This window comes from Agarivorans sp. 2_MG-2023 (genome assembly GCF_030548085.1).
Lineage (GTDB): Bacteria > Pseudomonadota > Gammaproteobacteria > Enterobacterales > Celerinatantimonadaceae > Agarivorans.
Genome location: NZ_JAUORQ010000002.1, coordinates 43,634 through 66,849, shown reverse-complemented (window position 1 = coordinate 66,849; position 23,216 = coordinate 43,634). Strand labels below are relative to the sequence as shown.

The window sequence follows — 23,216 nt, the reverse complement described above, 5'->3', positions numbered from 1 at the left end:
ATATGGCGGCTAACGCTAACTTTGATCTTGAATGTGAACAACTCTCAAAGCACTTTGCAGACTTTACTGCGGTAGACCAACTTAACTTTTCGGTAGAAGCTGGCTCGTTTTTCTCTATTCTTGGCCCATCAGGCTGTGGCAAAACTACGTTGTTGCGCATGTTGGCTGGCTTTGAATCGCCCTCAAAGGGAGAAATAAGAATTCATCAAAAGCGAGTGAATGAATTAGCGCCGAATAAACGCCCGGTGAACATGGTGTTTCAGCACCTAGCCTTATTCCCAAATATGAATGTGGCTGAAAACATTGCTTATGGCTTAAAGCGCCGAGGTATAAAAGGACCAGAGCGTGCCAGTAAAATTAAAGATGTATTAGAGCGGGTAGGATTAGATGGCAGCCAAACTAAGCAAATTGCTCAGCTTTCTGGTGGGCAAAAACAACGAATTGCGATTGCCCGCAGTTTAGTATTAGAACCCAGATTATTGTTGTTAGATGAACCTTTGGGCGCATTAGACTTAAAGCTTCGCGAGAAAATGAAAGTGGAGCTAAAACACCTACAGCGGGAGTTTGGTACCACATTTATTTACATCACTCACGACCAATCTGAAGCCTTGGTAATGTCAGATAAAGTGGCGGTGATGAATAATGGTCGCTTTGAACAACTTGCCAGCCCCCAGCAACTTTACTATCAGCCAAGTAGTGCTTTTGTGGCTAAGTTTGTTGGCCAAACAAATGCTTTATCGGCAGTGGTATGCGAACAACGCCAAGATGTAGCCTTGGTAAAAACGGCTCATGGTAGGCATTTGATTGTGGCAACGAGTATTAATCAGTCGGCCAAGTCCACAGTAGATGTATTTGTTCGGCCGGAGGCTATTGGTATTGCTGAGGCTGGCCAAGAGCTAAAAGCCGACAACCAATTTGATGTAAAAGTAGAGGAGTGTTTGTTTGACGGCGCAAGCTCTACCTTGGTCGTGCGTGATATTCACCATAATGACCTATACCGAGTAGCCCCGGGAGCGAGCTTCTCGCTACACAATGTTGTGGTAGGAAGCACCTTAAGGATTTTTTGGGACGCTAAGCAAGCTATGTGCATACACAGCGAGGTAAGTAGTGAAAGCTAAAGGCCTAGGTTTTTATCTGTTATTGCTGCCATTTGTTTTGTGGTTTGTGCTGCTGATTGTGTTACCTCACTTGCAAATGTTTGAGCTGTCGCTGATTAAGCGTGATTCCGCCGCTGGCGACAGTATTGGAATGTATCAATATCAACAGTTTTTTGAAGAGCCGTTGTACTGGCGAACCTTAGTTCGAACGGTGTGGATGTCGTTATTGGCGACCTTTATTACCCTGTTAGTGAGTTTTCCTGTCGCGTTTTTTATTGCCAAAGTCGCTAAAGGTAAAAGTAAACGCTTGTTACTGCTCAGTTGTTTATTGCCATTTTGGGTCAGTGAGTTAGTACGTACTTACGGTTGGATGATACTGCTACGCGAATCGGGAGTGATTAGCCAAGGCTTATTAGCCTTAGGCCTTACCGACCAGCCCATAGAGTTTTTGTATAACGATATCAGTATGCTAATTGGACTGGTGTATACCTCAATGCTGTTTATGGTTGTACCTCTGGTGAGCACATTAGAAGGGCTTGACCAAAGTTTAATTGAGGCGGGTTACGATCTTGGTGGCAATGGTTGGAATGTGACTCATTCTATTATTGTGCCTTATGCCATGCCAGGCATTGTTTCCGGTTGCATCATGGTATTTATGCTGTGCTTGGGTAACTACCTTACGCCGCGATTGTTAGGCGGTAAAGACAGCTTATGGTTTACCGAACAAATCTTTACCCAGTTTATTACCCGTTTTAATTGGGAGCTAGGTGCAGCGTTTGGGGTGGTGTTACTGGTGGTGTCTTCACTGGTAGTGTCATTAGGCTTAAAACTCAGCGGGCAGTCTTTTAGCCGCACGCTTGGTCGTTAACGGAGCCGAATAATGTTGCATCAACTACGTGGACCGGCCAAATCACTGTATCAATTTTATATGGTGGGCTTTTTAGTATTTTTAGCACTGCCGCTAAGTATTGTTGCAGTATTCGCCTTTAACGACAGCTTATTTGCAGCCTTGCCTTGGCAAGGATTCACTTTGGATTGGTTTGTTGGCGAAACCGAGCCAAAGCTAGGTATTTTTTATGATGAAGGGCTGCTTTCTAGTATTGGAGTGAGCGCTTCAATTGCTTGCTTGGTCACACTACTTTCTTTGGTATTAGCAACTGCCAACGCATGGCTGTTTATTCGTTTTGATTTCCCCGGGAAAAACTGGTTATACATTGGTTTGTTATTACCTTTGGTGATCCCCGGCGTCATTTTGGGTGTGGCAATTTTGGTCGCAAGCAGCAGCTTAGCTAATAGTGTCGAGGATGTTTGGGGCTGGGAGTTGGAGTGGTTACGCCCTGGCTTTATTTTGGTGGTTATTGGTCAAGTTGCATTTATTACAACGATATCAACCTTGGTGGTATTAGCTCGCTTAAGAAAGTTTGATTTTAGTTTAGAAGAAGCCGCGCTAAATTTAGGTGCCGGGCCATGGGTCGCCTTTGTTACTGTGGTGTTGCCTTTTCTCACACCAGCTTTGATTGGCGCAGCAGTAGTGAGTTTTCTAATGTCTTTTGAGAACTTCAATACTACCTTAATGTTAGTGGGCTCTGATGCCCCCTTAACCATTGCTATGTACGACCGCTTACGTGAAGGCTCCACGCCAGTGCTAAATGCTGTTTCGTTATTATTGATGCTTGGTTCTGCTGTGATTGCTCTCACCTCCATGTTATTTAGTGGTGATAAAGATATTTCCAGTAAATAGTATCTTCGAAGTACAAGCGTTTACTTAGTGTTAACCGCTATTTAAGTTACTGTTATTAGGTGCTATGTCGGATACATGGGCAGAACTTAGTTACTTATCGCTATTGCTGGGTGTGCGTGTTATAAGGCTTTGTTGTCTGTAGAATTAAGGAGTAGCAGGTGAACAAAGCGAACACGGAAACTAAAGCTTTTATTTTGCTGTTGGCTGGCATGATGTCTTTAGTTGCTCTCTCAGTAGATGCTATGTTGCCAGCACTGGTTACCATTGCTAACGACTTCGACCTAGCGCAAACCGCGCAAGCTCAATGGACAATCACCTCTTTGTTTATCGGCCTATCTATTGGCCAGCTTATTTACGGCCCATGGTCAGACGCTGTAGGGCGTAAACCTCCTATCTACTGGGGCTATTCGCTGTTTATAGTTGGCACCTTAATATGCGTGTTTTCTGAATCATTTAGTTGGTTAATTGCTGGCCGTGTTTTACAAGGCATGGGAGCAGCTGCACCACGAATCATTACCATGGCGTTAGTACGCGACAAGCTAAAGGGTGCAGAAATGGCGCGCATTATGTCGGTGGTTTTTTCGGTGTTTATTGTGGTGCCAATTTTAGCGCCAGCCATTGGTCAGTTGATTATTAGTGTTGCTCACTGGCGGTGGATCTTTGGCATGCTGCTGATTATGGCTGTATCAACCGGGTTTTGGTTTTGGCGTTACCAAGAAGAAACCTTACAAGAAGAACAGCGTCGCCCACTAACAGTGAAAAGCTTTATTGAAGGCTTAAGGTTTTTATTGGCAGAGAAAGCAGCACTGGTTTATACGGTTATTTCCGGGCTAGTGTTTGGCAGTTTTTTGGGTTATTTGAACAGTGCACCTTTGGTGTTTATTGAGCTTTATGACCAACAAGATAACTTTGCATTATTGTTTGCCGCTGCTGCCTGTGCAGTGGGTGTAGCGTCTTTAGTGAATGGACGAATGGTATTAAAAATGGGGATGCGTAAAATGATTATTTACGCTCTGCTGGGGCTCGTTGTTTTAACTAGCTTGTTTTGTGTGGTATTGCTCGCTAGTAATGGTGTGCCCCATCTATTGATGTTGATGTTGTATTTGGTACCAGCGTTTTTCTGTATAGGTATTTTATTTGGCAACCTCAACTCACTCGCCATGGAGCCTCTTGGTGCTATTGCTGGTATGGGCTCAGCTTTTGTCGCTTGCCTTTCTACCTTAATCGCCATTCCGATTGGGAGCCTAATTGGCTTAAGTTTTAACGGTACTTGTTATCCCATTGTGTTGGGCTTTTTATTTGTTGGCTTAAGTAGCTTAACGCTGATTAAAATATTCGATCCTTTAGCGCAGACCAAGGCTTAAGTGCTAGCACCTCACTGAGTGAGATAAGTACCGATATTTTTGCTTGTAGTATAAAATATCGAAATTAATTTTTATTAAATCAACAGCTTATAGATAAGTTGGTTGAGCTTGCTTAAAATGGTCTTTAGCTTGTTAATTTTTGGTGCTAACGATCTGCTTTGATTATATAAATTGGTATTTAACTCTTAATTTTTAGTTGGGGTTGAATCATCCGGCTGTTTTTCTTGGTTTTTATAGTACTTCAGTATTAAGGTTGTTGTTATCACTTTGTTAACTAGGCCTTAGTTATGAATACCCACGCTGATTGTTTACTGCAACTTAATCACCTGAGCGGCTCTGCCGTGCATGATTTGTCCTCTTCTTTTGATAACTTGCCGCATACTCAACATGCCGATGGTCAGTATCGCCTGCGTCGTTACTCTGTGGTTAGGCTTGCCAAAGGAGGCGTGCAGCGTTTAGCGGGAAGGGCCTTTGTACAAAGTGAACAAGTGAACCATTTTCAAGGGGATGTTGTTCGCCAATTTGAAGATATTGAAGATGCGATTATTGCCTCAAAAGGCATGTATGAAATGTGTTCTTTGTTCCTTGAGGCTAACTCCTTAGATGAACAACAAGATATCGAGATCCACCAAATTCGTATAGCTGCTCAGCAGAGTGATACTCCTGTTGCGCCAGAAGGTGTCCATCAAGATGGTTTTAATCACATTGCGGTGGTGGGGATCCGTCGGCATAACATTGATGGTGGTGACTTTATGGTGTTTAAAGATAAACATCAGGCTCCGATTATGACGTTAGCTTTAGACAGTGGTGAAGTAGCTTTGTTAGATGACAGTAAACTTTGGCATTACGCGCGGCCTATTCGAGCCCATCGCCCCAGTGAGCCTGGCTTTATGGATGTATTTGTATTAACCGCGAAGGATCAGTAATGAGTTTTTCTGTTGAACAAGCGCGCCTGCTTTTCCCTGCTCTAGCGGCTAATGGAGCAGGGCACACACCGGTATTTCTAGACGGCCCAGGTGGCTCACAAGTCCCCAGCTCAGTGATTCAAGCTATGGCTGACTATTTACTGGGTGGCAACTCCAATTTAGGCGGCGCTTTTAGTGTTAGTAAACGCACAGAGCAAGTTTTGCAAACAGGCAGAGAATCAGCGCAAGCCTTGTTAAATGCTCCTAGTGCAAACAATATTGTGTTTGACGCCAATATGACTTCACTGACTTTCAAATTGAGTCGTGCTATTAGCCGCGATTGGAAAAGTGATGACGAAGTGATTGTTAGCCGTCTCGATCATTATTCAAATGTATCTAGCTGGCAACACGCAGCCGCAGATAAAGGCGCTCGGGTTCATAATGTGAATATTGATCCGCAAAACTGTAACCTTGACTACCAGCATTTTGAATCACTGATTAACCCAAATACCCGCCTTGTTGCCATCACTTACGCCTCAAATACCAGTGGCAGTATTGTTGATTTGCAGCGGGTTATAGCAAAGGCCAAATCTGTAGGTGCAATGGTGTATGTTGATGCTGTGCATTACGTGCCCCATGGCTTAGTAGATGTACAAGCGCTTGGTTGTGATTTTTTAGTGTGTTCGGCTTACAAGTTTTTTGGCCCGCACCTAGGCATCGCTTATGTAGCCGACCCTTGGTTAGAGCATCTAGCGCCCTATAAAGTCGAGCCAGCCACCAATATTGGCCCCGGGCGTTTTGAAACTGGTACCCAAAGTTTTGAAGCTATTGCCGGAATGAGTGCAGCCGTTGAGTACTTAGCATATTGGAATAGCGATAGCGACGATTTACGCAGTGCCTTGGTGAAAAGCTATCAGCAATTTAATGCTCATGAGCAAGCACTTAGTCACCACTTTTTAGAGCGTTTTTCAAAACATCCGCATGCGCAGCTTTATGGGGAAAGCAGTAATCAGCGTTTAGCTAATCGTACCGCTACGTTTTCGTCGCGTTGGCCAAATCATGCACCAGAGCAAATTGCGGGCATGCTAGCCGATCATAATATCGCGACTTGGCATGGTCACTTTTATGCCCAAGGTATGATGCAGCAGCTAGATATATTGGATAAGGGCGGCGTATTGCGTATTGGTTTTATGCACTACAACACCCATCAAGAAATTGACCAATTGTGGGATTTACTCGATCAATATTGTTTGTAGCTAGATGCTACTTTTTTAGACGTCGAGAGCGAGATGAGCCAGCAGCTGCTCTAGCTCGCTTTGGCCATCAAACTTAATGCCAATCGCTAGCTGATCGTGGCCATCTTTGCTTTGGCTTTTCACTGTGCCTTCTATAATGGTGTCGCTTTCTGGTTTACCAGCAACCCGAATATGTACAAATACATCGTTAAGTAAAAACTTACCGTAACTCTCGGGCCAAGCTAATTTAAATCGACAGCCGCCAGCTGATAAATCAAGAATGACCCCGTCGAAGCTTAAATCATTCTCTATTTGTTGGTCGCTAACCGATGAACGGTGAGTCACTGTTGCTGGAATACGAGTGGTTGCTCGCTGTTGTTTACGTAAGCTAAACCGTTCTATTTCAGTAGGATATTTTACAAACAGTAAGTGTTTAGGGCTTTTGAATATGTCGGTGATGATGCTACGAAAGGCGATGCATTGACCCGCTTCACCTTCAATAATTGAGCGTACAATACAGGCCATACCTTCAATTAATACATCGTGATGACCTTGCTGAGCAGATTTAGGCACTGCAAAAATAAGGAAGTTTGCGTCATCTACACCAATTAGTTTGCACTTAATCCGTACATTACCTTCTTTGATAAATTGCACGTCTAGTACATCGCCAAAGCGCATTTGGCGCATAATATCTACCACTTCTTTACGCTGTTTTACGAGTGGGCTTGGCGTTGTTGTCAATGTAGGCTTCCTTGTTATTGTTTGCTCGAGACTTAAAACAAACGGCTTCCCCAGCCTAACTTTGTTCGTAAAATCTTAAAGTAATCATAGCTCTTTGGATGAACTAAGCGCAATGGATGTTGTTGCTTACGAATAATCACTTCGTCACCTGGCAATACAGGCAGTGATACATGGCTGTCGCAACTAATGTGCATGTGGTCGCTGTTTTCATGAGATAGCTTAAGCTTAATCTCACTTTGGCTATCAACCACTATCGGCCGAGAGCTCAAGGTATGTGGAAACATTGGGACTAACGCTATCGCATCTAAATTTGGCGTTAAAATAGGGCCGCCAGCAGATAAAGAATAGGCGGTAGAGCCTGTGGGAGTGGTGACAATCAGGCCATCGGCGCGTTGGCTTAGCATGAAGTGATCATCGATATACACCTCAAACTCAAGCATGGTAGCGACTTTATCGAGGTGAAGTACAACTTCATTCACCGCGCTGTTATGGCTTTTTACCGCGTTATGACGCATAACCTTAGCTTCTAACAGGCCGCGTTTCTCAGTCACGTAGTGGCCTTGTAATACTTCTTTCAGTGGGTGCTCAAAGTTAAACGGGTCTAAGTCGGTCAAAAACCCCAAATTACCGCGGTTGACTCCCAGCACCGCAATGTCGTAACGCGACAATACTCGCGCTGCGCCCAACATATTGCCATCACCACCCACAACAATGGCTAAATCAGCCTGCTCACCTAAATCGTTAATGCTCACCAAGTTGAGATTATCAATCTGCAGTTGTTGGCCGGTGAGTTCTTCTACCAATACGGTATAAGATTGATCCGCCAGCCAATGAAATAGGGCAGTAAGTGTGTTGTTGGCACCTTCATGATGAGGTTTGCCAATTAAACCAATGGTAGAGAAAACTTGAGTCATAATGTGTTGATTTAACATTGTGTTACCGATGATTATAACGTGTGCTTTTAGTACTCAGCCAGTTTTATCGTGAGTATCACTTGAAAGCGGCTGTTTGATCCCCATAATATGCAACAGATTAGAGTTATTTGTGAAGAATTACGGAGACCCTGCATGAGCAGTGAGCAAAATAAAGCGCAGCCTGAAGAAGTTGTAGTAGAAAATGAAGTAGAACAGCAAGTTGACGCGATTGAAGCTGAGTTAGAGGCGGCCGCTGAGCAAGCTGAACCTGCAGCTGAAGAAATTAGCGTGGCGGAGCTATTAGAGCGCCTAGCCACTGCAGAGCAAACCGTTGCCGATCAAAAAGACGGTGTAGTACGCGCTAAAGCTGAAATGGAAAATATTCGTCGTCGTTCAGCACAAGAAGTAGAAAAAGCGCGCAAGTTCGCTTTAGAGAAGTTTGCAAACGAGTTGCTACCGGTTATCGACAACATGGAAATGGCTTTGCAACATGCCAACCGTGAAGACGAAGCGCTAGCATCAATGATTGAAGGTGTTGAGTTAACCCTAAAAACACTGATCGATGCAGTGAAAAAGTTCGGCATCGAGGTTGTTGCACCGCAAGACCAAGCCTTTGATCCAGAAAAGCATCAAGCAATGGGTATGCAAGAAGTAGAAGGTGTTGCGCCAAATACGGTAGTTGCAGTGTTACAAAAAGGCTACGAATTAAATGGTCGCTTATTGCGTCCAGCAATGGTGATGATTTCTAAAGCGGCATCAGTAGATACCAGCGCTTAGTTAACACATTATTCTTAAAGGGCCGATCGGCCCTTTTTTTGTGCCGCAAATTTGGTTTGCAATGTACAGCTTGCCAGACAGGCTTAAGGCGCAGAATTGTTGCTGTTTTGTTTGAAATCTTTGACCTAGTTAGTTTGCTTATGCCATTGTTAAGTTATGAATAAAAATTATTCGTATTGACCAAAGGGTGAGCAAAGCGAGCAAATGGAACAGTTAGAGATTTTCGATATTCCCAATCCGTGTCGCGGAATTTGCCAAACCAATAGCCGCGGTTTGTGCATGGGATGTTTTCGAAATCGCGACGAACGCTTTGCTTGGCAAACGCTTCAGCCTGCCGAACAACAAAACATATTACGCTTAACGAAACAGCGTCGAATGCGTTTTATTAGGTTACAACGTAAGAAACTGGCCGAGCAACAACAGCAAACTCCCCCGCAAACCGAACTGCCTTTTTAGTAAGTTATTACTGCGTTAAACAGTGGCAGATGCCTTTCACATCGGGCAATATATGCATCCAGAGATATGGATGTGTTGTTATTTAGAGGTCCTATGAGTGATTTAAATCAGCTAATCAGCAATAACCGTAGCTGGGCGAAAAATATAAAAGAGCAAAACCCTACCTTTTTCTGTGATTTGTCTGAACAGCAAAATCCTGAATTCTTGTGGATTGGCTGCAGCGATAGCCGAGTACCCGCTAACCAGATCGCTGGCCTACCACCCGGTGAAGTATTTGTTCATCGTAATATTGCCAATGTTGTAGTACATACCGATTTAAACTGTTTGTCGGTCATTCAATACGCGGTAGACGTACTTAAAGTTAAGCACATTATTGTTACCGGCCATTACGGTTGTGGGGGCGTGTTAGCGTCTATGGAAGATAAGCAGTTTGGCCTTATTGATAACTGGTTACGCCATCTTAAAGATGTTTATCGCTATCACGAGCAAGAACTGGAAGCCATAGCAGACAAACAGCAGCGTGCTGATCGTTTGTGTGAGCTTAATGTGATGGAGCAAGTTAAAAACGTATCGCAAACCTCTATCGTGCAAAATGCGTGGCGCAATGGCCAAGAGCTATCGGTACATGGTTGCATCTATTCGATTCAAAACGGCATTCTTAATACATTGGACATTTCACGAACCGGACTAGAATAAATGTTGTAATGACATATTGCAGACATAAAAAAACGCGGCTAATGCCGCGTTTTTATTGCGAGTTAACTTAAGCTTTTTCGGCCTTAGTTAACGGCGTTTCTACTTCGAATGGTAAGTGAACTTCTTCTTCCGACAAACCTGCTTTAGGGTTGTTGTAAGTCTCTAAGTTCAAATCGCCTTCAGATTTAGCTACAGCCACTGTTACCATACTGTCGCCAGTAATGTTTACTGCGGTACGCACCATATCTAATAATCGATCCACACCAATAATTAAGGCAATACCTTCAACTGGCAGTCCTACTTGCTGCAAAACCATGGCTAGGGTAATTAAACCTACACCTGGTACACCCGCTGTGCCTACAGAGGCTAAGGTGGCGGTTACAATCACCATTAAGAAGTTTCCGGCGGTTAAATCGATGCCGTAAACCGTTGCAATGAAGATAGTCGCCACACCTTGCATAATAGAGGTGCCGTCCATATTAATGGTAGCGCCTAATGGCACGGTGAAAGAAGCGGTAGAGTTACGAACGCCTAATTTATGGGTCGCCGTTTCCATGGTCACAGGAATAGTGGCATTTGAAGAGGCTGTACTAAATGCAAAAACAATAGCTTCACGCATTTTCTTGATGAACAAGATAGGGTTTAAACCGGTTAATGCTTTTAACAAGGCTGGATAAACCACTAGGGCATGTAGCAACAGAACCACTAATACCACCATAAAGTAGCTCAGCAAGCTCGCAATCGCGTCAAAGCCAATTTCAAAGAACAGTTTTGCCAATAGGGCAAATACGCCATAAGGGGCAAGGTTCATTAAAATGGTCACTAACTTCATGATGACGACATTAAAGTCTTCAAAGTGTTTACCAATGCGTTTTCCTGGCTCACCAGAAATAGCGATGGCGATACCAAATAGCAATGCAAATACAATAATTTGTAGCATGTTGCCCTGTGCCATTGAAGCAATAGGGTTATCTGGGAACATGTCGATAATGACTTGGCTAATGCTTGGTGCTTCTTTAGCAACAAAAGCGGCTTCGGTGGTTAACTCAATGCCTGTTCCTGGGCGAACCAGCAGCGCAACTGCCATAGCTAAAGAAATTGCAATGGCAGTCGTCGCCAAATACAACAATACGGTTTTACCACCAAGGCGGCCTAAGCGAGCAGTATCTTTCATCGACGATACGCCGCACACTAAAGATACAAATACCAGTGGAACCACTAGCATTTTTAAGCTGGCTACAAAGATAGAGCCTGTGATGTTTAGGATGCCATCAACGATGTAATCTTTGACTAAGATAGACTCAGCAAAAAAGGTTTGTAAGAAAACCCCTAAGCCAATACCGGCAACCATGCCGATAAGTATTTTGTGAGTAAGACTCAGTTTTGAATCGTTTTTCATTTCCCTTCTCTCTATTTTTTACACAGAGTATTCATCTGTATATAACTTAAAGTTGGGCGCATAGTATCACAGGTTATAAAAATAGCCATTTATAGCACTGCTAGCTTGGTTGTCGGTGAATTTGTGTGCTGAATCTGTGATCTTCTGCTCAATCAGTAATCAAATGTAATTTTATTTTCCTTGTTCATCTTTAGTCATTTTTTTTTAGCTTTTCCCTTGAAAAGTTTTTTGCTGCCCCCACTTACTTTCTCAACAACGAAATAATAGTTACAACAGAATTTGGAGAACACCATCATGGGTAGAATTATTGGTATCGATTTAGGAACCACTAACTCTTGTGTTGCAGTATTAGACGGCGATACCCCTAAAGTAATTGAGAACGCAGAAGGCGATCGCACAACACCGTCGATCATTGCGTTCACAGACGACGGCGAAACATTAGTAGGCCAGCCTGCTAAGCGCCAAGCAGTGACTAACCCTAAAAACACCGTTTTTGCTATTAAGCGTTTAATCGGTCGTCGTTTTACTGATGACGAAGTTCAACGTGATATCGAAATCATGCCATTCAACATTGTTAATGCTGATAATGGTGACGCATGGGTTGAAGCAAAAGGTGAGAAGAAAGCACCGCCACAAATCTCTGCAGAAGTTTTGAAAAAAATGAAGAAAACTGCAGAAGACTATTTAGGTGAAGCGGTAACTGAAGCAGTAATTACTGTTCCTGCTTACTTCAACGATTCACAGCGTCAAGCAACTAAAGATGCTGGTCGTATTGCGGGCCTAGACGTTAAACGTATTATTAACGAACCAACTGCTGCAGCATTTGCTTACGGCGTTAACTCAGTTAAAGGCGACAACGTTGTTGCTGTATACGACTTAGGTGGTGGTACATTCGATATCTCTATCATCGAGATTGACGAAGTAGACGGCGAGAAAACCTTCGAAGTATTAGCAACCAATGGTGATACTCACCTAGGTGGTGAAGACTTTGATAACCGCTTAATCAACTACTTAGTAGAAGAATTTAAGAAAGACCAAGGTTTTGACCTTAAGCAAGATCCATTAGCGATGCAGCGCTTAAAAGAAGCGGCTGAGAAAGCAAAATGTGAACTTTCTTCTGCACAGCAAACAGATGTAAACCTACCTTATATTACTGCTGATGCTTCAGGTCCTAAGCACCTTAACATCAAAGTAACTCGCGCTAAGCTTGAGTCTTTGGTTGAAGAACTAGTACAACGTTCTTTAGAGCCGTTACGCATTGCTCTACAAGATGCTGATCTTTCAGTTGGCGACATCAACGATGTAATTCTTGTTGGTGGTCAGACTCGTATGCCTCTAGTACAGAGCGCAGTAACAGAGTTCTTCGGTAAAGAGCCGCGTAAAGACGTTAACCCTGATGAAGCAGTAGCCATGGGCGCAGCTATTCAAGGTGCGGTACTTTCTGGTGATAAAACCGACGTACTACTACTAGACGTTACTCCACTGTCTCTAGGTATTGAGACGATGGGCGGCGTAATGACTCGCGTAGTAGAAAAGAACACCACCATCCCAACTAAGGGTTCACAGGTATTCTCAACCGCAGACGATAACCAAAGTGCTGTAACAGTTCATGTAATTCAAGGTGAGCGTAAGCGTGCTGCAGACAACAAATCTTTAGGTCAATTTAACCTAGAAGGTATTCGTCCTGCACAGCGTGGCGTACCACAAATTGAAGTAACCTTCGATTTGGATGCCGACGGTATCTTACACGTATCTGCTAAAGACAAAGATACAGCTAAAGAACAGAAAATTACCATTCAAGCGTCTTCTGGTTTGTCTGACGACGAAATCAACAAGATGGTGAACGAAGCTGAAGCTAACGCTGAAGAAGATAAAAAATTCGAAGAACTCGTTCAAGCACGTAACCAAGCTGATGCACTTGTACACGGTACCCGTAAGCAAGTTGAAGAAGCTGGCGAAGCCCTTCCTGCTGAAGACAAAGAGAAGATTGACGCTGCAGTAACTGAACTAGAAGCTGCTAGCAAAGGCGAAGATAAAGCTGAGATTGAAGCAAAAACTCAAGCCCTTATCGAAGCTTCTCAAAAGCTAATGGAAGTGGCTCAACAACAAGCCCAAGCTAATGCAGGCGAAGCTGATGCTGAGCAAGCTGCACCAGCTCAAGATGACGTTGTTGATGCTGAGTTCGAAGAAGTGAAAGACGACAAAAAATAATTTGTCTTAAACACTTTTAGTAAGTTAATAACGGGCGTTGTGAGAACAACGCCCGTACGTCTATCAAAGCCAATACTTTCAACGAGTTTCGTTGTAAGAAAGTAGAACACCCATTATGTCAAAACGCGATTATTATGAAGTTCTTGGTCTAGGCAAAGATGCCGGCGAGCGAGAAATTAAAAAAGCCTACAAACGTTTGGCGATGAAATTTCACCCCGATAGAACCAAGGGTGATAAAGCTTCTGAAGAAAAATTTAAAGAAGTAAAAGAAGCCTACGAGGTTCTGAATAACCCTCAGAAGAAAGAAGCTTACGATCATTACGGCCACGCAGGGGTTGATCCTAACCGCGGAGCCGGTGGTTTTGGTGGCGGACAGGGCGACTTTGGTGATGCGTTTGGCGACATCTTTGGTGATATCTTCGGCGGTGGACGTGGAGGCGGCGGCGGTCGACGCCAACCTCAACGTGGTTCTGATCTTCGTTACAACCTAGAGTTGAGCTTAGAGCAAGCCGTTAAAGGCGTTAAAAAAGAAATTCGCGTTCCTACTTTAGTGCACTGTGAGCAGTGTAACGGTAGTGGCGCTAAAAAAGGCTCAACGCCAAAAACTTGTGGAACTTGTCATGGCCAAGGCCAAGTACAAATGCGCCAAGGGTTCTTTGCGGTTCAGCAAGCTTGTCCTACCTGTAAAGGTAAAGGTTCAATCATTTCAGATCCTTGCCATAAGTGTCATGGCGAAGGTCGTTACGAGCGCGCTAAAACCTTATCGGTTAGCATCCCAGCTGGCGTAGATACTGGTGATCGTGTTCGCTTATCGGGTGAAGGCGAAGCTGGTGAGAGCGGGGCTCCTGCCGGTGATTTATATGTACAAGTGCATGTAAAAGAACACCCAATCTTCAAGCGTGAAGAAAACAATCTTTACTGTGAAGTGCCAATTAGCTTTACCTTAGCAGCATTAGGTGGCGAGATTGAAGTGCCTACCTTAGATGGTCGAGTGAGCTTAAAAGTACCAAACGAAACCCAAACTGGCCGCATGTTTAGAATGCGCGGCAAAGGCGTTAAGTCAGTACGTGGCGGTCCAATTGGTGACTTAATCTGTAAAGTGATTGTTGAAACACCGATTAAGCTCAACGAAACTCAGAAGCAATTGCTTAAAGATTTCGAAGAGAGCTGTGGAGGGTCTGCTGGTAGCAAACATAAACCTAAAGCCGAAGGATTCTTCGACGGGGTTAAAAAGTTTTTTGATGACCTAACCAGTTAATCGATTAACTAAAGAAAAAGCGGCATTAGCCGCTTTTTTTGTGTCTGTTGATTGGCGTATTGCATAGAGCTTAGCCATATCAAAACCCAGTTTAGCTATGTTATTATTCGGTAAAACAATAGGGTAGCTAAATGATAAGCCTAGTATTGGGTGGTATTAGAAGCGGCAAAAGTTCGTGGGCCGAAAAGCAGTTTAGTTCGCTCAACAATAGCAAGCCGGTGTACATCGCTACAGCGATGGCCAGTGATACCGAAATGGCTCAGCGCATTCAGCACCATCAATCCTTAAGAAAAGCGGCATTTGATACTCATGAGTTGGATTTTTCATCCGAGAACTTAAGTGATGTACTGAGCCAGTACGCGATGCAAAATAAGCCTGTGCTGTTGGAATGCATGTCGACTTGGCTGGGTTGGTGGTTATGCACGGATAAAAGTCCGAATGAACAATTACAGGAAATAAAGCTGCAAACCTCGATGTTGCTGGTTTGTCTTGAGCAGTTTTCTAGTGACTTAGTGATTGTGAGTAACGAAGTCGGCCTAGGTTTAGTTTCTGATAACCCCATGGCGAGAATGTTTGCTGATGAATTAGGGCGTTTAAATCAAGCTTTAGCTGCAAAAGCCCACAAGGTTGTATTAATTAGCGCTGGATTGCCGCTAATATTAAAGGATACGCAGGCCTAAAGGTTTGCTTAGAATGGAAGTCCATACATGAATAAAATGCTAAAAACAGCGGTTGTCACCGTTTCGCTAGCGGCTTTACTGAGTTGCTCTGCTTCTCCAACGGGGCGTAAGCGGGTATTGCTTTATGATGATTCGAAGATGAGTGCGTTAGGCGCTCAGTCTTTTGATGAAATTAAAAAGCAAGAAAAGATCTATAACGACAAAGCAACCAACGACTACGTGGCGTGTGTATCTAACGCGGTAACCGCAGAAATTCCTGGTCACTATGGTGATGAAGACTGGGAAGTGGTGGTATTTGATTCCGAACAAGTGAACGCGTTTGCTTTGCCAGGAGCCCATATTGGTGTGTATACCGGGTTGATTCAAGTGGCAGAAACACCGGATCAGCTGGCCACGGTGATTGGTCACGAAATTGCCCACGTATTGGCAGAGCACAGTAACGAGCGATTATCACAAAACCAAATCGCCGGTATTGGCACCGCTGTTGCTGCTGTAGCCATTGGGGTGAGCGATGACGTTAAACACAAAGGCGCAGCCATGGCAGCTTTGGGTTTAGGTGTTCAATATGGCGTATTATTGCCCTATGGTCGAACTCAGGAGAGTGAAGCCGACGTAATGGGTTTAGACTTAATGGCTAGTGCAGGATTTGATCCGCAAGCCAGTGTGGCCTTATGGCAGAACATGGCGAAAGCCGGTGGTGGTTCGGTTCCCGAGTTTTTGTCTACCCACCCTTCAAATAAAACCCGTATCGCCGACTTAGAAGCACGAATGTCGCGTGCTACGCAATTAGAAAAGCAAGCTATCGCCCAGGGGAAAGTGCCCCAGTGTAAACGCCCGGCAAGTTTTGATATAGACAGCGAAAAGTCAGATGCCGATAAAACTAGCAACGCAGAGTGATATTGAAAACATCTGCCTGGTTCAGCGGAAAAGCTGGCAGCATGTTTACTCACCGCAACTAGTAAAAAAAATGTTCAAAGTGTTGCCCTCCAGTTTGCACCAAAAGCTTTGGCAGCAACGAGTAAGCAATGACAATAACCAAGTGTGGGTGCTAAAAAATCCACAACTAGAAGGGTTGTTAATGCTAGAGAAACAAGCTGACGAAACAGAGCTAGCGGCGCTATACCTTTTGCCTAAAACGATTGGCAAGGGTTGGGGGCGGGCAATGCTTAAACACGCTTGTCAGCAGGCGAATGTGAAGCGGTTACATTGTTGGGTGATGCAAGATAACGAGCATGCCGAGGGCTTTTACCGCCATTTAGGTTTTACCTTTGACGGAGAGCTTCGTAAAGTGGCGTTTTCTGGTAGTGATTTTGTGCAAAAAAAGGCGCATTTAGCCACTGATTCGCGGTTTTTCTAGCCACTTTATGTTAACCTTTTGGCTCTTTTTATTGATTAGATTTAAGAGTTGAAATGAGCGATAAATATCAAGGCGCAGCAGCGCAAGCAAGTTACGGTTACGGCCTTCAAATTGGCGAGCAAATTGAGCGCGCAGCATTCGACGGATTAGAGCTAAATGCCATGTTAGATGGTATTCGTGATGTGATGAGTGGTGCTCAACCACAACTTGACGAAGCAGTAATTGGTGCGGCTTTCCAAGAAATCACTAAAGATATCGAAGCTAAAAAAGCTGAGCAGCATAAAGAAGCAATGGCTGAAGGCGAAACTTTTCTAGCTGAAAATGGTTCACGTCCTGAAATCAACAAAACTGAAACGGGTCTTCAGTACGAAGTACTTGTTGAAGGCGAAGGCGAAACTCCAAGCGCTAGCAGTAAAGTACAAGTTCACTATGAAGGTACTTTAATTTCTGGTGAAGTATTTGATAGCTCAGTTCAGCGTGGTCAACCTGCAGAGTTCCCTGTGAACGGCGTAATCAAAGGCTGGACCGAAGCACTACAACGCATGAAAGTGGGTGACAAGTGGAAACTTTACATCCCTCAAGAGCTAGCATATGGCTCACAAGGTGCTGGCGCGGCAATTCCTCCGTTTGCAGCATTAGTATTTGAAGTTGAGTTATTAGCTATTCTTGGCTAATAGCTATAAACCTTCTTAAAGAACCGGCCATTGGCCGGTTTTTTTGTATAGAATGACCCACCTGAATTACTCTACATTTTTCAATACACTCTCAATGATTGATTGAGCGCTGCCATCTTTAAGCATCTGTTTAAATACCTCATCGAGTTTTGCCGCTAGTTCGACATGATCTTTATGTACATAATGATAGAGCTTTAATTGGTCAACAGGTGGTTCAACTAAGCTAACATTGTTGAGCTTAAGCGCCTTTATACGCTTTAGGCCTAACCAGCGTTCTTCTACCACTAGGTCTGCTCTACCTATACTCATAAATCTTAAGGCTGAATCTAAGTCTTGAAGTTGGTTAGTTTTGGGAAAACCTAAGGTGGCTATTTCAGCTGCCTTTAAACTACTGCGATAAGCAATGCTGTAGGGTTTTAAGCTCTCATATCCTTCCACTTTTAGATCACTTAAACGAGTAAAAACCACATTCTCTGAGCTTAAGTAACTGGTAGGAATTTGAATTAAATTGGCGTACTTAGTCTGTAAATTGTCGATACGAAACATCTCCGCATCGTACACGCCGCTATTGGTTGCCTCCAAGGCGTTTGCGCTGGGTAATAACTCAAATACAACGCGTTCTCCCGCGCGGTAATATGCTTCAATTAATAAAGCTTGCCCCATTTCTGCGAGCGGCCCGCTAATCACTTGGGTTGTACGGTACGTTTTAGCGGATAGGGTGGGTGATAACATCAAGCAAAACAACAAATAGAATACAAGGTTCTTCATATTTCTTAACTTGTTTTAATACAATTCGTAGATTATAGAGACGAAAAACAAAATAGTCGAACACCTAAATAGCGGGTTATTTCCTTATGAATCGTTATGACTTGGGGTTTTGTCTCTCACTCGAAAACACTGATAAGTAACGGTATAGCCTTACGTACTATCTCTATTCTTGTGCGCCAAAGTTGTGCGACGGTGGTCTAAGTTAGTGAATTCATTGAAAAAATATAAATACCACTTAAGGGGTATAAATAATTTTAAGTTGATGATTTATAGCGTTAAAAAAATGTGATCTAGATCTTGGCACGTGATTGGCTACCTACTAAGTATTAACACCTTATGATTACTTCAAACTAGGTACTTAGGAGCAGGGATGCAAAAATTAATCACAGTTAACTTACAACAAATTATTAAAACAACCATTGCTACAGCTGTGCTCTCGGCCAGTGTTATTGGCTTTACTCATGCCGAAGTGGGAGAGCCTGAAAAAGAAGATTTAAAATTTGGTTTTATTAAGTTAACCGACATGGCGCCGTTAGCGGTAGCTTATGAGAAAGGCTACTTCGAAGACGAAGGCCTTTATGTTCAGCTAGAAGCACAAGCGAACTGGAAGGTTTTATTAGATAGGGTGATTACCGGTGAGCTAGATGGTGCTCATATGCTAGCGGGTCAGCCACTAGGTGCAACCATTGGTTTTGGTACTAAAGCCGACATTATTACAGCCTTCAGCATGGATTTAAACGGTAACGCGATTACTGTATCAAACGATATCTGGGCGCAAATGAAACCACATGTGCCTCATGAAGGCGGCAAGCCCGTTCACCCGATTAAAGCCGACGCGCTAAAGCCGGTTGTTGATAGTTACATTGAGCAAGGCAAGCCGTTCAATATGGGCATGGTGTTTCCAGTGTCTACCCACAACTACGAACTACGTTATTGGTTAGCGGCTGGCGGTATTCACCCTGGTTATTATGCGCCACATAAAGGTGATACCTCAGGCAAAATTGACGCAGATGCCCTGTTGTCGGTGACACCTCCACCGCAAATGCCATCTACTATGGAAGCCGGAACTATTTACGGTTACTGCGTGGGCGAACCTTGGAACCAACAAGCAGTATTTAAAGGCATTGGTGTACCGGTTGTTACCGATTACGAGATTTGGAAAAATAACCCAGAAAAAGTATTTGGGGTGAGTCAAGGCTGGGCTGATGAATACCCAAATACTCACATTCGGGTCGTTAAAGCGATGATTCGCGCCGCTAAGTGGTTAGACGAAGAGAACAACAAGAACCGTCCAGAAGCTGTGAAAATTTTGTCTAAAAGCCAATACGTGGGTGCCGATTACGACGTTATTGCTAACAGCATGACCGGTACTTTTGAGTACGAAAAAGGCGACAAACGTGAAGTGCCAGACTTTAACGTATTCTTCCGCTACAACGCGACTTACCCTTACTACAGCGATGCAATTTGGTATTTAACGCAAATGCGTCGTTGGGGACAAATTTCAGATAACAAACCAGATTCTTGGTACATGGATATTGCCAAAAAGGTTTACCGTCCAGACATTTACGCGACAGCGGCAAAAGAGCTGATTGCTGATGGTGTTATTGATGCCTCAGAGTTTCCTAACTTCCAAACTGAGACTGGTTTTAAACCACCGCAAACACACTTCATTGACAATATTGTATATGACGGCTCAAAACCAAATGCCTACTTAGATAAGTTCGACATTGGTTTGAAAAAAGACGACAAGATCTAAGCCATATCATTATTGAGAGCGGCCGGGCTTAGTGCCCGGCATCGAGATTCGCAAAAGGAGTTGTAGTGATGAAAGATAAATTAATTCACTCTCTAGAAACAGTAGGTTTGAGCCCTGTAGTACCCATGGTGCGTTTGGCCAGCGGTGAAAACCCAAAGCAGCAATTAAGTGAAATTTTTGAGCGTATTGGATTGCCTATTCTGGCGATTGCTTTGTTCTTACTGCTTTGGAGTGTATCGGCAGCTAAGGTGCAAACCAGTTTAGGGACCTTACCCGGCCCTTCGCAAGTGTGGCAGCAGTATCAGGGCTTGGTGGTTGAACACCAAGAAGAGCGGTTAAAAGAAGAGGCTTTTTATCAACGCCAAGAAGTGCGTAATGAAAAAAAATTAGCCAAGAACCCCGATGCTAAAATAAAGGTTCGTCCTTATACCGGAAAAGAAACCTTTTTTGACCAAATTCTTACCAGCTTATTTACCGTGTTTACCGGCTTTATTTTAGCGAGCATTATCGCCATTCCTATTGGTGTAGCATGCGGTTTAAACAAAAAGCTTTACGGGGCAATTAGCCCGATTATTCAAATATTAAAACCAGTATCACCGCTCGCTTGGTTGCCTATTGTGACCATGGTGGTGAGCGCGGTATATGTGAGTAACGACCCGATGTTTTCTAAGTCATTTGTTACCTCAGCTATCACCGTAACGCTATGTTCGTTATGGCCTACTTTAATCAATACGGCCACAGGTGTTGCCTCTATTGATAAAGATTGGTTAAACGTGGGCCGCGTGATTCAGCTGCACTGGAGCAAACAAGTCTTCAAAATTGCGATTCCAGCTTCGTTGCCAATGATCTTCACTGGATTACGTATCTCCTTGGGTATTGGTTGGATGGTATTGATTGCCGCTGAAATGCTGGCACAAAACCCCGGTTTGGGTAAGTTTGTTTGGGACGAATTCCAAAATGGTAGCTCCAACTCTTTAGGCCGCATTATGGTGGCTGTAGTAGTGATTGGATTAATTGGCTATGTGCTTGATTGGTTGATGGTAAGCCTGCAAAAAATAATCTCTCATTCAAGCCCAGAAAGTGCACGTTAGGATAAGGAAATAACTATGTCACAGTATTTACAAATCGATCATGTAAGCATTGATTTCCCCACCAAAAACGGGCCTTTTAGAGCACTAGATGGTGTAGATCTAAAAATAGCCAAGGGTGAGTTTGTATCGCTGATTGGCCACTCTGGTTGTGGTAAGTCGACGGTACTTAACATTGTGGCAGGGTTGTATAACGCCACTGAAGGCGGCGTTGTTTTGGAGGGCAAAGAAGTTTACCAACCTGGCCCCGACCGCGCGGTAGTGTTTCAAAACCACTCTTTATTACCTTGGTTAACCGCTTATCAAAATGTTGAGTTGGCGGTAAAAGAAGTCTTTAAAGGGCAAAAGTCTAAAGCTGAAATGAAAGAGTGGATTGAGCACAATTTAGAGCTTGTGCATATGACTCATGCGAAAGACAAAAGACCAGATGAGATCTCTGGCGGTATGAAGCAGCGGGTTGGTATTGCACGGGCTTTAGCAATGCAACCTAAAGTGCTGTTAATGGATGAACCTTTTGGTGCCTTAGACGCCTTAACTCGGGCTCACCTGCAAGATTCTTTAATGGAGATCCAGCAAGAGCTTAACAACACCGTTATTATGATTACTCACGATGTAGATGAAGCCGTTTTGCTATCAGATAAAATCGTTATGATGACCAATGGACCTGCTGCCACCATTGGTGAAGTATTAGATGTAAAACTAGCACGTCCGCGCGATAGGGTGGCCTTAGCCGATGATGCAGAATATAACCATTACCGTTCACAAGTGCTTAAATTCTTGTATGAGCGCCAGCGTAATCCCGCTCAGGCGAGTGAAAAAGTTAAACCTAAACTGGTTAAATCAGGCGAGGCAGCGTAAGCATTGCTCGCATTTTAAATAACTAAAAGGCCACGTTAACAGTGGCCTTTTTGTCAATGCGGAGTCAAAGCTGGCAAGACTGCCTATAGCGTAATTCACTAGAAGATTATGTGTTTCTAGCCACTCTTCGCCTAACTCTTGGCTAAGCCTCGTTTTATATAGCTTGCTTTGTTATAGTCGAGCACAATCTCGGTATCAGTAGCGGTTTAAAAGGAGAATAGTTATGTCGCCAGTAAGAGTAGCGATTGTTGGATGTAATGGACGAATGGGCAAAAATTTACTGGAAGCAGTAAATGAAAGTTCAGCCACCACTTTAGGCGCCGCCACAGAGCGCCCTGGCTCTAGTTTAATTGGTGTTGATGCTGGTGAGTTGGCTGGTTTAGGTAAACTCGACATCGCTATCGTGGACAGTATTGAACAAGCTAAAGACAACATTGACGTTATCATCGATTTTACCGCACCCGTCGTTACACTCGCACACCTTGCTTGGGCCCGAGAAAATGGTAAGAAAATGGTTATTGGCACGACCGGTTTTAGTGACGCACAAAAACAAGAATTAGCTGATGCCGCTGAAGATATCGCGATTATGTTTGCGCCTAACATGAGTGTTGGAGTGAATTTAGTATTTAAGCTGCTAGAAGTTGCTGCCAAAGTGATGGGTGATTACACCGATATTGAGATTATTGAAGGTCATCATCGCCATAAAGTTGATGCTCCTTCTGGGACCGCTCTAGGCATGGGCGAAGCGATTGCAGATACACTTGGCCGAGATTTAAAGAAAGTTGCAGTATATGGCCGAGAAGGTATTACCGGTGAGCGCGACAGAGAAACAATTGGGTTTGCGACTATTCGCGCTGGTGATTTAGTGGGCGAGCATACTGCCATGTTTGCCGATATTGGCGAACGTGTAGAAATAACCCATAAAGCCTCTAGCAGAATGACTTTTGCTAATGGTGCCGTAAGAGCTGCCGTTTGGTTACAAGATAAACCTAAGGGTTTGTTTAACATGCGAGACGTATTGGATTTAAACGACTAATTGATACTCGTTCTTCCGCTTATTAAATAACGCCGCTATGCGGCGTTTTTTTATTTCTAACTTAATTCCACATAGTATTTTATTCGGCTAAACATCTTGAAAGCGTTATCAAGGGTTTTTATGAAACCGTTTTCAAGAATTATGTTCTTTGAGCAGTCTCACAAAGCCTATAAAAAACACTGCTATGTAACATTGTGTTACCCAA

Annotated in this window: 23 protein-coding genes; 19 read left to right on the top strand and 4 right to left on the bottom strand. The window is 43.7% G+C overall.

Annotated features, from left to right (window positions below; genetic code table 11):
• Positions 1-2: 2 nt before the first annotated feature.
• The 6 genes from Q4549_RS03015 to Q4549_RS02990 all read left to right on the top strand — a co-directional run bounded on the left by Q4549_RS03015 (position 3) and on the right by Q4549_RS02990 (position 6,363).
• Positions 3-1,118: an ABC transporter ATP-binding protein gene (locus tag Q4549_RS03015; protein WP_303549624.1), complete on the top strand. Its 1,116-nt coding sequence runs from the start codon at positions 3-5 to the stop codon at positions 1,116-1,118.
• Positions 1,108-1,965: an ABC transporter permease gene (locus Q4549_RS03010; protein WP_303549627.1), complete on the top strand. Its 858-nt coding sequence runs from the start codon at positions 1,108-1,110 to the stop codon at positions 1,963-1,965. The genes Q4549_RS03015 and Q4549_RS03010 overlap by 11 nt, the downstream gene beginning before the upstream one ends.
• 12 nt (positions 1,966-1,977) lie before the next feature.
• Positions 1,978-2,838 carry an ABC transporter permease gene (locus Q4549_RS03005; protein ID WP_303549630.1) on the top strand — a complete coding sequence of 287 codons (861 nt, stop codon included), beginning with the start codon at positions 1,978-1,980 and terminating at the stop codon, positions 2,836-2,838.
• A 158-nt stretch (positions 2,839-2,996) separates the two neighbouring features.
• Positions 2,997-4,202 (top strand): multidrug effflux MFS transporter, encoded by a 1,206-nt coding sequence (locus Q4549_RS03000; protein WP_303549633.1) that lies wholly within the window; start codon positions 2,997-2,999, stop codon positions 4,200-4,202.
• Positions 4,203-4,489: 287 nt separating this feature from the next.
• The gene (locus tag Q4549_RS02995) at positions 4,490-5,128 is read left to right on the top strand and encodes a 2OG-Fe dioxygenase family protein (protein WP_303549636.1); all 639 of its coding nucleotides are present in this window, start codon (positions 4,490-4,492) and stop codon (positions 5,126-5,128) included.
• Positions 5,128-6,363: a cysteine desulfurase-like protein gene (locus tag Q4549_RS02990; protein ID WP_303549639.1), complete on the top strand. Its 1,236-nt coding sequence runs from the start codon at positions 5,128-5,130 to the stop codon at positions 6,361-6,363. Before Q4549_RS02995 ends, Q4549_RS02990 begins: the two co-directional genes overlap by 1 nt.
• Before the next feature lie 15 nt (positions 6,364-6,378).
• Here Q4549_RS02990 and Q4549_RS02985 read toward each other — a convergent pair whose 3' ends face one another.
• Both Q4549_RS02985 and nadK read right to left on the bottom strand, forming a co-directional pair.
• On the bottom strand, positions 6,379-7,083 hold the full coding sequence (locus Q4549_RS02985; protein ID WP_303549642.1) for a flagellar brake protein: 705 nt from the start codon (positions 7,081-7,083) through the stop codon (positions 6,379-6,381).
• 32 nt (positions 7,084-7,115) lie between these two features.
• On the bottom strand, positions 7,116-7,997 hold the full coding sequence (nadK, locus tag Q4549_RS02980; RefSeq protein WP_137675271.1) for an NAD(+) kinase: 882 nt from the start codon (positions 7,995-7,997) through the stop codon (positions 7,116-7,118).
• A 153-nt stretch (positions 7,998-8,150) separates the two neighbouring features.
• Between nadK and grpE the strand changes: the two genes are divergently transcribed.
• The 3 genes from grpE (at position 8,151) to can (ending at position 9,926) form a co-directional block, all read left to right on the top strand.
• Positions 8,151-8,774, top strand: coding sequence for a nucleotide exchange factor GrpE (gene grpE / locus Q4549_RS02975; protein WP_303549645.1), 624 nt, complete (start codon positions 8,151-8,153; stop codon positions 8,772-8,774).
• Positions 8,775-8,978: 204 nt separating this feature from the next.
• Positions 8,979-9,230 (top strand): DUF1289 domain-containing protein, encoded by a 252-nt coding sequence (locus tag Q4549_RS02970; protein WP_137675254.1) that lies wholly within the window; start codon positions 8,979-8,981, stop codon positions 9,228-9,230.
• A gap of 93 nt (positions 9,231-9,323) precedes the next feature.
• On the top strand, positions 9,324-9,926 hold the full coding sequence (can, locus tag Q4549_RS02965) for a carbonate dehydratase (RefSeq protein WP_137675253.1): 603 nt from the start codon (positions 9,324-9,326) through the stop codon (positions 9,924-9,926).
• A 67-nt stretch (positions 9,927-9,993) separates the two neighbouring features.
• Here can and Q4549_RS02960 read toward each other — a convergent pair whose 3' ends face one another.
• Positions 9,994-11,325 carry a dicarboxylate/amino acid:cation symporter gene (locus Q4549_RS02960; RefSeq protein WP_303549648.1) on the bottom strand — a complete coding sequence of 444 codons (1,332 nt, stop codon included), beginning with the start codon at positions 11,323-11,325 and terminating at the stop codon, positions 9,994-9,996.
• Between the two features lie 294 nt (positions 11,326-11,619).
• Between Q4549_RS02960 and dnaK the strand changes: the two genes are divergently transcribed.
• The 6 genes from dnaK to Q4549_RS02930 all read left to right on the top strand — a co-directional run bounded on the left by dnaK (position 11,620) and on the right by Q4549_RS02930 (position 17,505).
• Complete coding sequence (dnaK, locus tag Q4549_RS02955; RefSeq protein ID WP_303549650.1) at positions 11,620-13,536, top strand: molecular chaperone DnaK; 1,917 nt, start codon at positions 11,620-11,622, stop codon at positions 13,534-13,536.
• 115 nt (positions 13,537-13,651) lie between these two features.
• Positions 13,652-14,794 carry a molecular chaperone DnaJ gene (gene dnaJ / locus Q4549_RS02950; protein WP_303549651.1) on the top strand — a complete coding sequence of 381 codons (1,143 nt, stop codon included), beginning with the start codon at positions 13,652-13,654 and terminating at the stop codon, positions 14,792-14,794.
• A gap of 131 nt (positions 14,795-14,925) precedes the next feature.
• Entirely contained in the window at positions 14,926-15,474 is a 549-nt protein-coding gene (gene cobU / locus Q4549_RS02945) for a bifunctional adenosylcobinamide kinase/adenosylcobinamide-phosphate guanylyltransferase (RefSeq protein WP_303549654.1), read from the top strand.
• Positions 15,475-15,510: 36 nt separating this feature from the next.
• Complete coding sequence (locus tag Q4549_RS02940; RefSeq protein WP_303549733.1) at positions 15,511-16,371, top strand: M48 family metallopeptidase; 861 nt, start codon at positions 15,511-15,513, stop codon at positions 16,369-16,371.
• 70 nt (positions 16,372-16,441) lie between these two features.
• The gene (locus Q4549_RS02935; protein ID WP_303510117.1) at positions 16,442-16,831 is read left to right on the top strand and encodes an N-acetyltransferase; all 390 of its coding nucleotides are present in this window, start codon (positions 16,442-16,444) and stop codon (positions 16,829-16,831) included.
• A gap of 53 nt (positions 16,832-16,884) precedes the next feature.
• On the top strand, positions 16,885-17,505 hold the full coding sequence (locus Q4549_RS02930; protein ID WP_137675246.1) for an FKBP-type peptidyl-prolyl cis-trans isomerase: 621 nt from the start codon (positions 16,885-16,887) through the stop codon (positions 17,503-17,505).
• 66 nt (positions 17,506-17,571) lie between these two features.
• On the opposite strand, the gene Q4549_RS02925 is transcribed toward Q4549_RS02930, so the two are convergent.
• Entirely contained in the window at positions 17,572-18,273 is a 702-nt protein-coding gene (locus tag Q4549_RS02925; RefSeq protein ID WP_303549656.1) for an ABC transporter substrate-binding protein, read from the bottom strand.
• Positions 18,274-18,643: 370 nt separating this feature from the next.
• Here Q4549_RS02925 and Q4549_RS02920 point away from each other — a divergent pair, with 370 nt between their 5' ends.
• The 4 genes from Q4549_RS02920 (at position 18,644) to dapB (ending at position 23,011) form a co-directional block, all read left to right on the top strand.
• Positions 18,644-20,029: a CmpA/NrtA family ABC transporter substrate-binding protein gene (locus Q4549_RS02920; RefSeq protein WP_303549659.1), complete on the top strand. Its 1,386-nt coding sequence runs from the start codon at positions 18,644-18,646 to the stop codon at positions 20,027-20,029.
• A gap of 125 nt (positions 20,030-20,154) precedes the next feature.
• Complete coding sequence (locus Q4549_RS02915) at positions 20,155-21,120, top strand: ABC transporter permease (RefSeq protein WP_303549736.1); 966 nt, start codon at positions 20,155-20,157, stop codon at positions 21,118-21,120.
• Between the two features lie 15 nt (positions 21,121-21,135).
• Complete coding sequence (locus Q4549_RS02910; RefSeq protein ID WP_303510125.1) at positions 21,136-21,975, top strand: ABC transporter ATP-binding protein; 840 nt, start codon at positions 21,136-21,138, stop codon at positions 21,973-21,975.
• A gap of 223 nt (positions 21,976-22,198) precedes the next feature.
• Positions 22,199-23,011: a 4-hydroxy-tetrahydrodipicolinate reductase gene (gene dapB / locus Q4549_RS02905; protein ID WP_303549662.1), complete on the top strand. Its 813-nt coding sequence runs from the start codon at positions 22,199-22,201 to the stop codon at positions 23,009-23,011.
• Positions 23,012-23,216 lie beyond the last annotated feature (205 nt).

Excerpts from the sequence above, each read along its gene's own strand:
- Q4549_RS03015 (WP_303549624.1), top strand. The coding sequence starts at position 3 with ATGGCGGCTAACGCTAACTTTGATCTTGAATGTGAACAACTCTCAAAG.
- Q4549_RS03005 (WP_303549630.1), top strand. The coding sequence starts at position 1,978 with ATGTTGCATCAACTACGTGGACCGGCCAAATCACTGTATCAATTTTAT.
- Q4549_RS02995 (WP_303549636.1), top strand. The coding sequence starts at position 4,490 with ATGAATACCCACGCTGATTGTTTACTGCAACTTAATCACCTGAGCGGC.
- Q4549_RS02990 (WP_303549639.1), top strand. The coding sequence starts at position 5,128 with ATGAGTTTTTCTGTTGAACAAGCGCGCCTGCTTTTCCCTGCTCTAGCG.
- nadK (WP_137675271.1), bottom strand. The coding sequence starts at position 7,997 with ATGACTCAAGTTTTCTCTACCATTGGTTTAATTGGCAAACCTCATCAT.
- grpE (WP_303549645.1), top strand. The coding sequence starts at position 8,151 with ATGAGCAGTGAGCAAAATAAAGCGCAGCCTGAAGAAGTTGTAGTAGAA.
- Q4549_RS02970 (WP_137675254.1), top strand. The coding sequence starts at position 8,979 with ATGGAACAGTTAGAGATTTTCGATATTCCCAATCCGTGTCGCGGAATT.
- can (WP_137675253.1), top strand. The coding sequence starts at position 9,324 with ATGAGTGATTTAAATCAGCTAATCAGCAATAACCGTAGCTGGGCGAAA.
- Q4549_RS02960 (WP_303549648.1), bottom strand. The coding sequence starts at position 11,325 with ATGAAAAACGATTCAAAACTGAGTCTTACTCACAAAATACTTATCGGC.
- dnaK (WP_303549650.1), top strand. The coding sequence starts at position 11,620 with ATGGGTAGAATTATTGGTATCGATTTAGGAACCACTAACTCTTGTGTT.
- dnaJ (WP_303549651.1), top strand. The coding sequence starts at position 13,652 with ATGTCAAAACGCGATTATTATGAAGTTCTTGGTCTAGGCAAAGATGCC.
- cobU (WP_303549654.1), top strand. The coding sequence starts at position 14,926 with ATGATAAGCCTAGTATTGGGTGGTATTAGAAGCGGCAAAAGTTCGTGG.
- Q4549_RS02940 (WP_303549733.1), top strand. The coding sequence starts at position 15,511 with ATGCTAAAAACAGCGGTTGTCACCGTTTCGCTAGCGGCTTTACTGAGT.
- Q4549_RS02935 (WP_303510117.1), top strand. The coding sequence starts at position 16,442 with ATGTTCAAAGTGTTGCCCTCCAGTTTGCACCAAAAGCTTTGGCAGCAA.
- Q4549_RS02930 (WP_137675246.1), top strand. The coding sequence starts at position 16,885 with ATGAGCGATAAATATCAAGGCGCAGCAGCGCAAGCAAGTTACGGTTAC.
- Q4549_RS02925 (WP_303549656.1), bottom strand. The coding sequence starts at position 18,273 with ATGAAGAACCTTGTATTCTATTTGTTGTTTTGCTTGATGTTATCACCC.
- Q4549_RS02920 (WP_303549659.1), top strand. The coding sequence starts at position 18,644 with ATGCAAAAATTAATCACAGTTAACTTACAACAAATTATTAAAACAACC.
- Q4549_RS02915 (WP_303549736.1), top strand. The coding sequence starts at position 20,155 with ATGGTGCGTTTGGCCAGCGGTGAAAACCCAAAGCAGCAATTAAGTGAA.
- Q4549_RS02910 (WP_303510125.1), top strand. The coding sequence starts at position 21,136 with ATGTCACAGTATTTACAAATCGATCATGTAAGCATTGATTTCCCCACC.
- dapB (WP_303549662.1), top strand. The coding sequence starts at position 22,199 with ATGTCGCCAGTAAGAGTAGCGATTGTTGGATGTAATGGACGAATGGGC.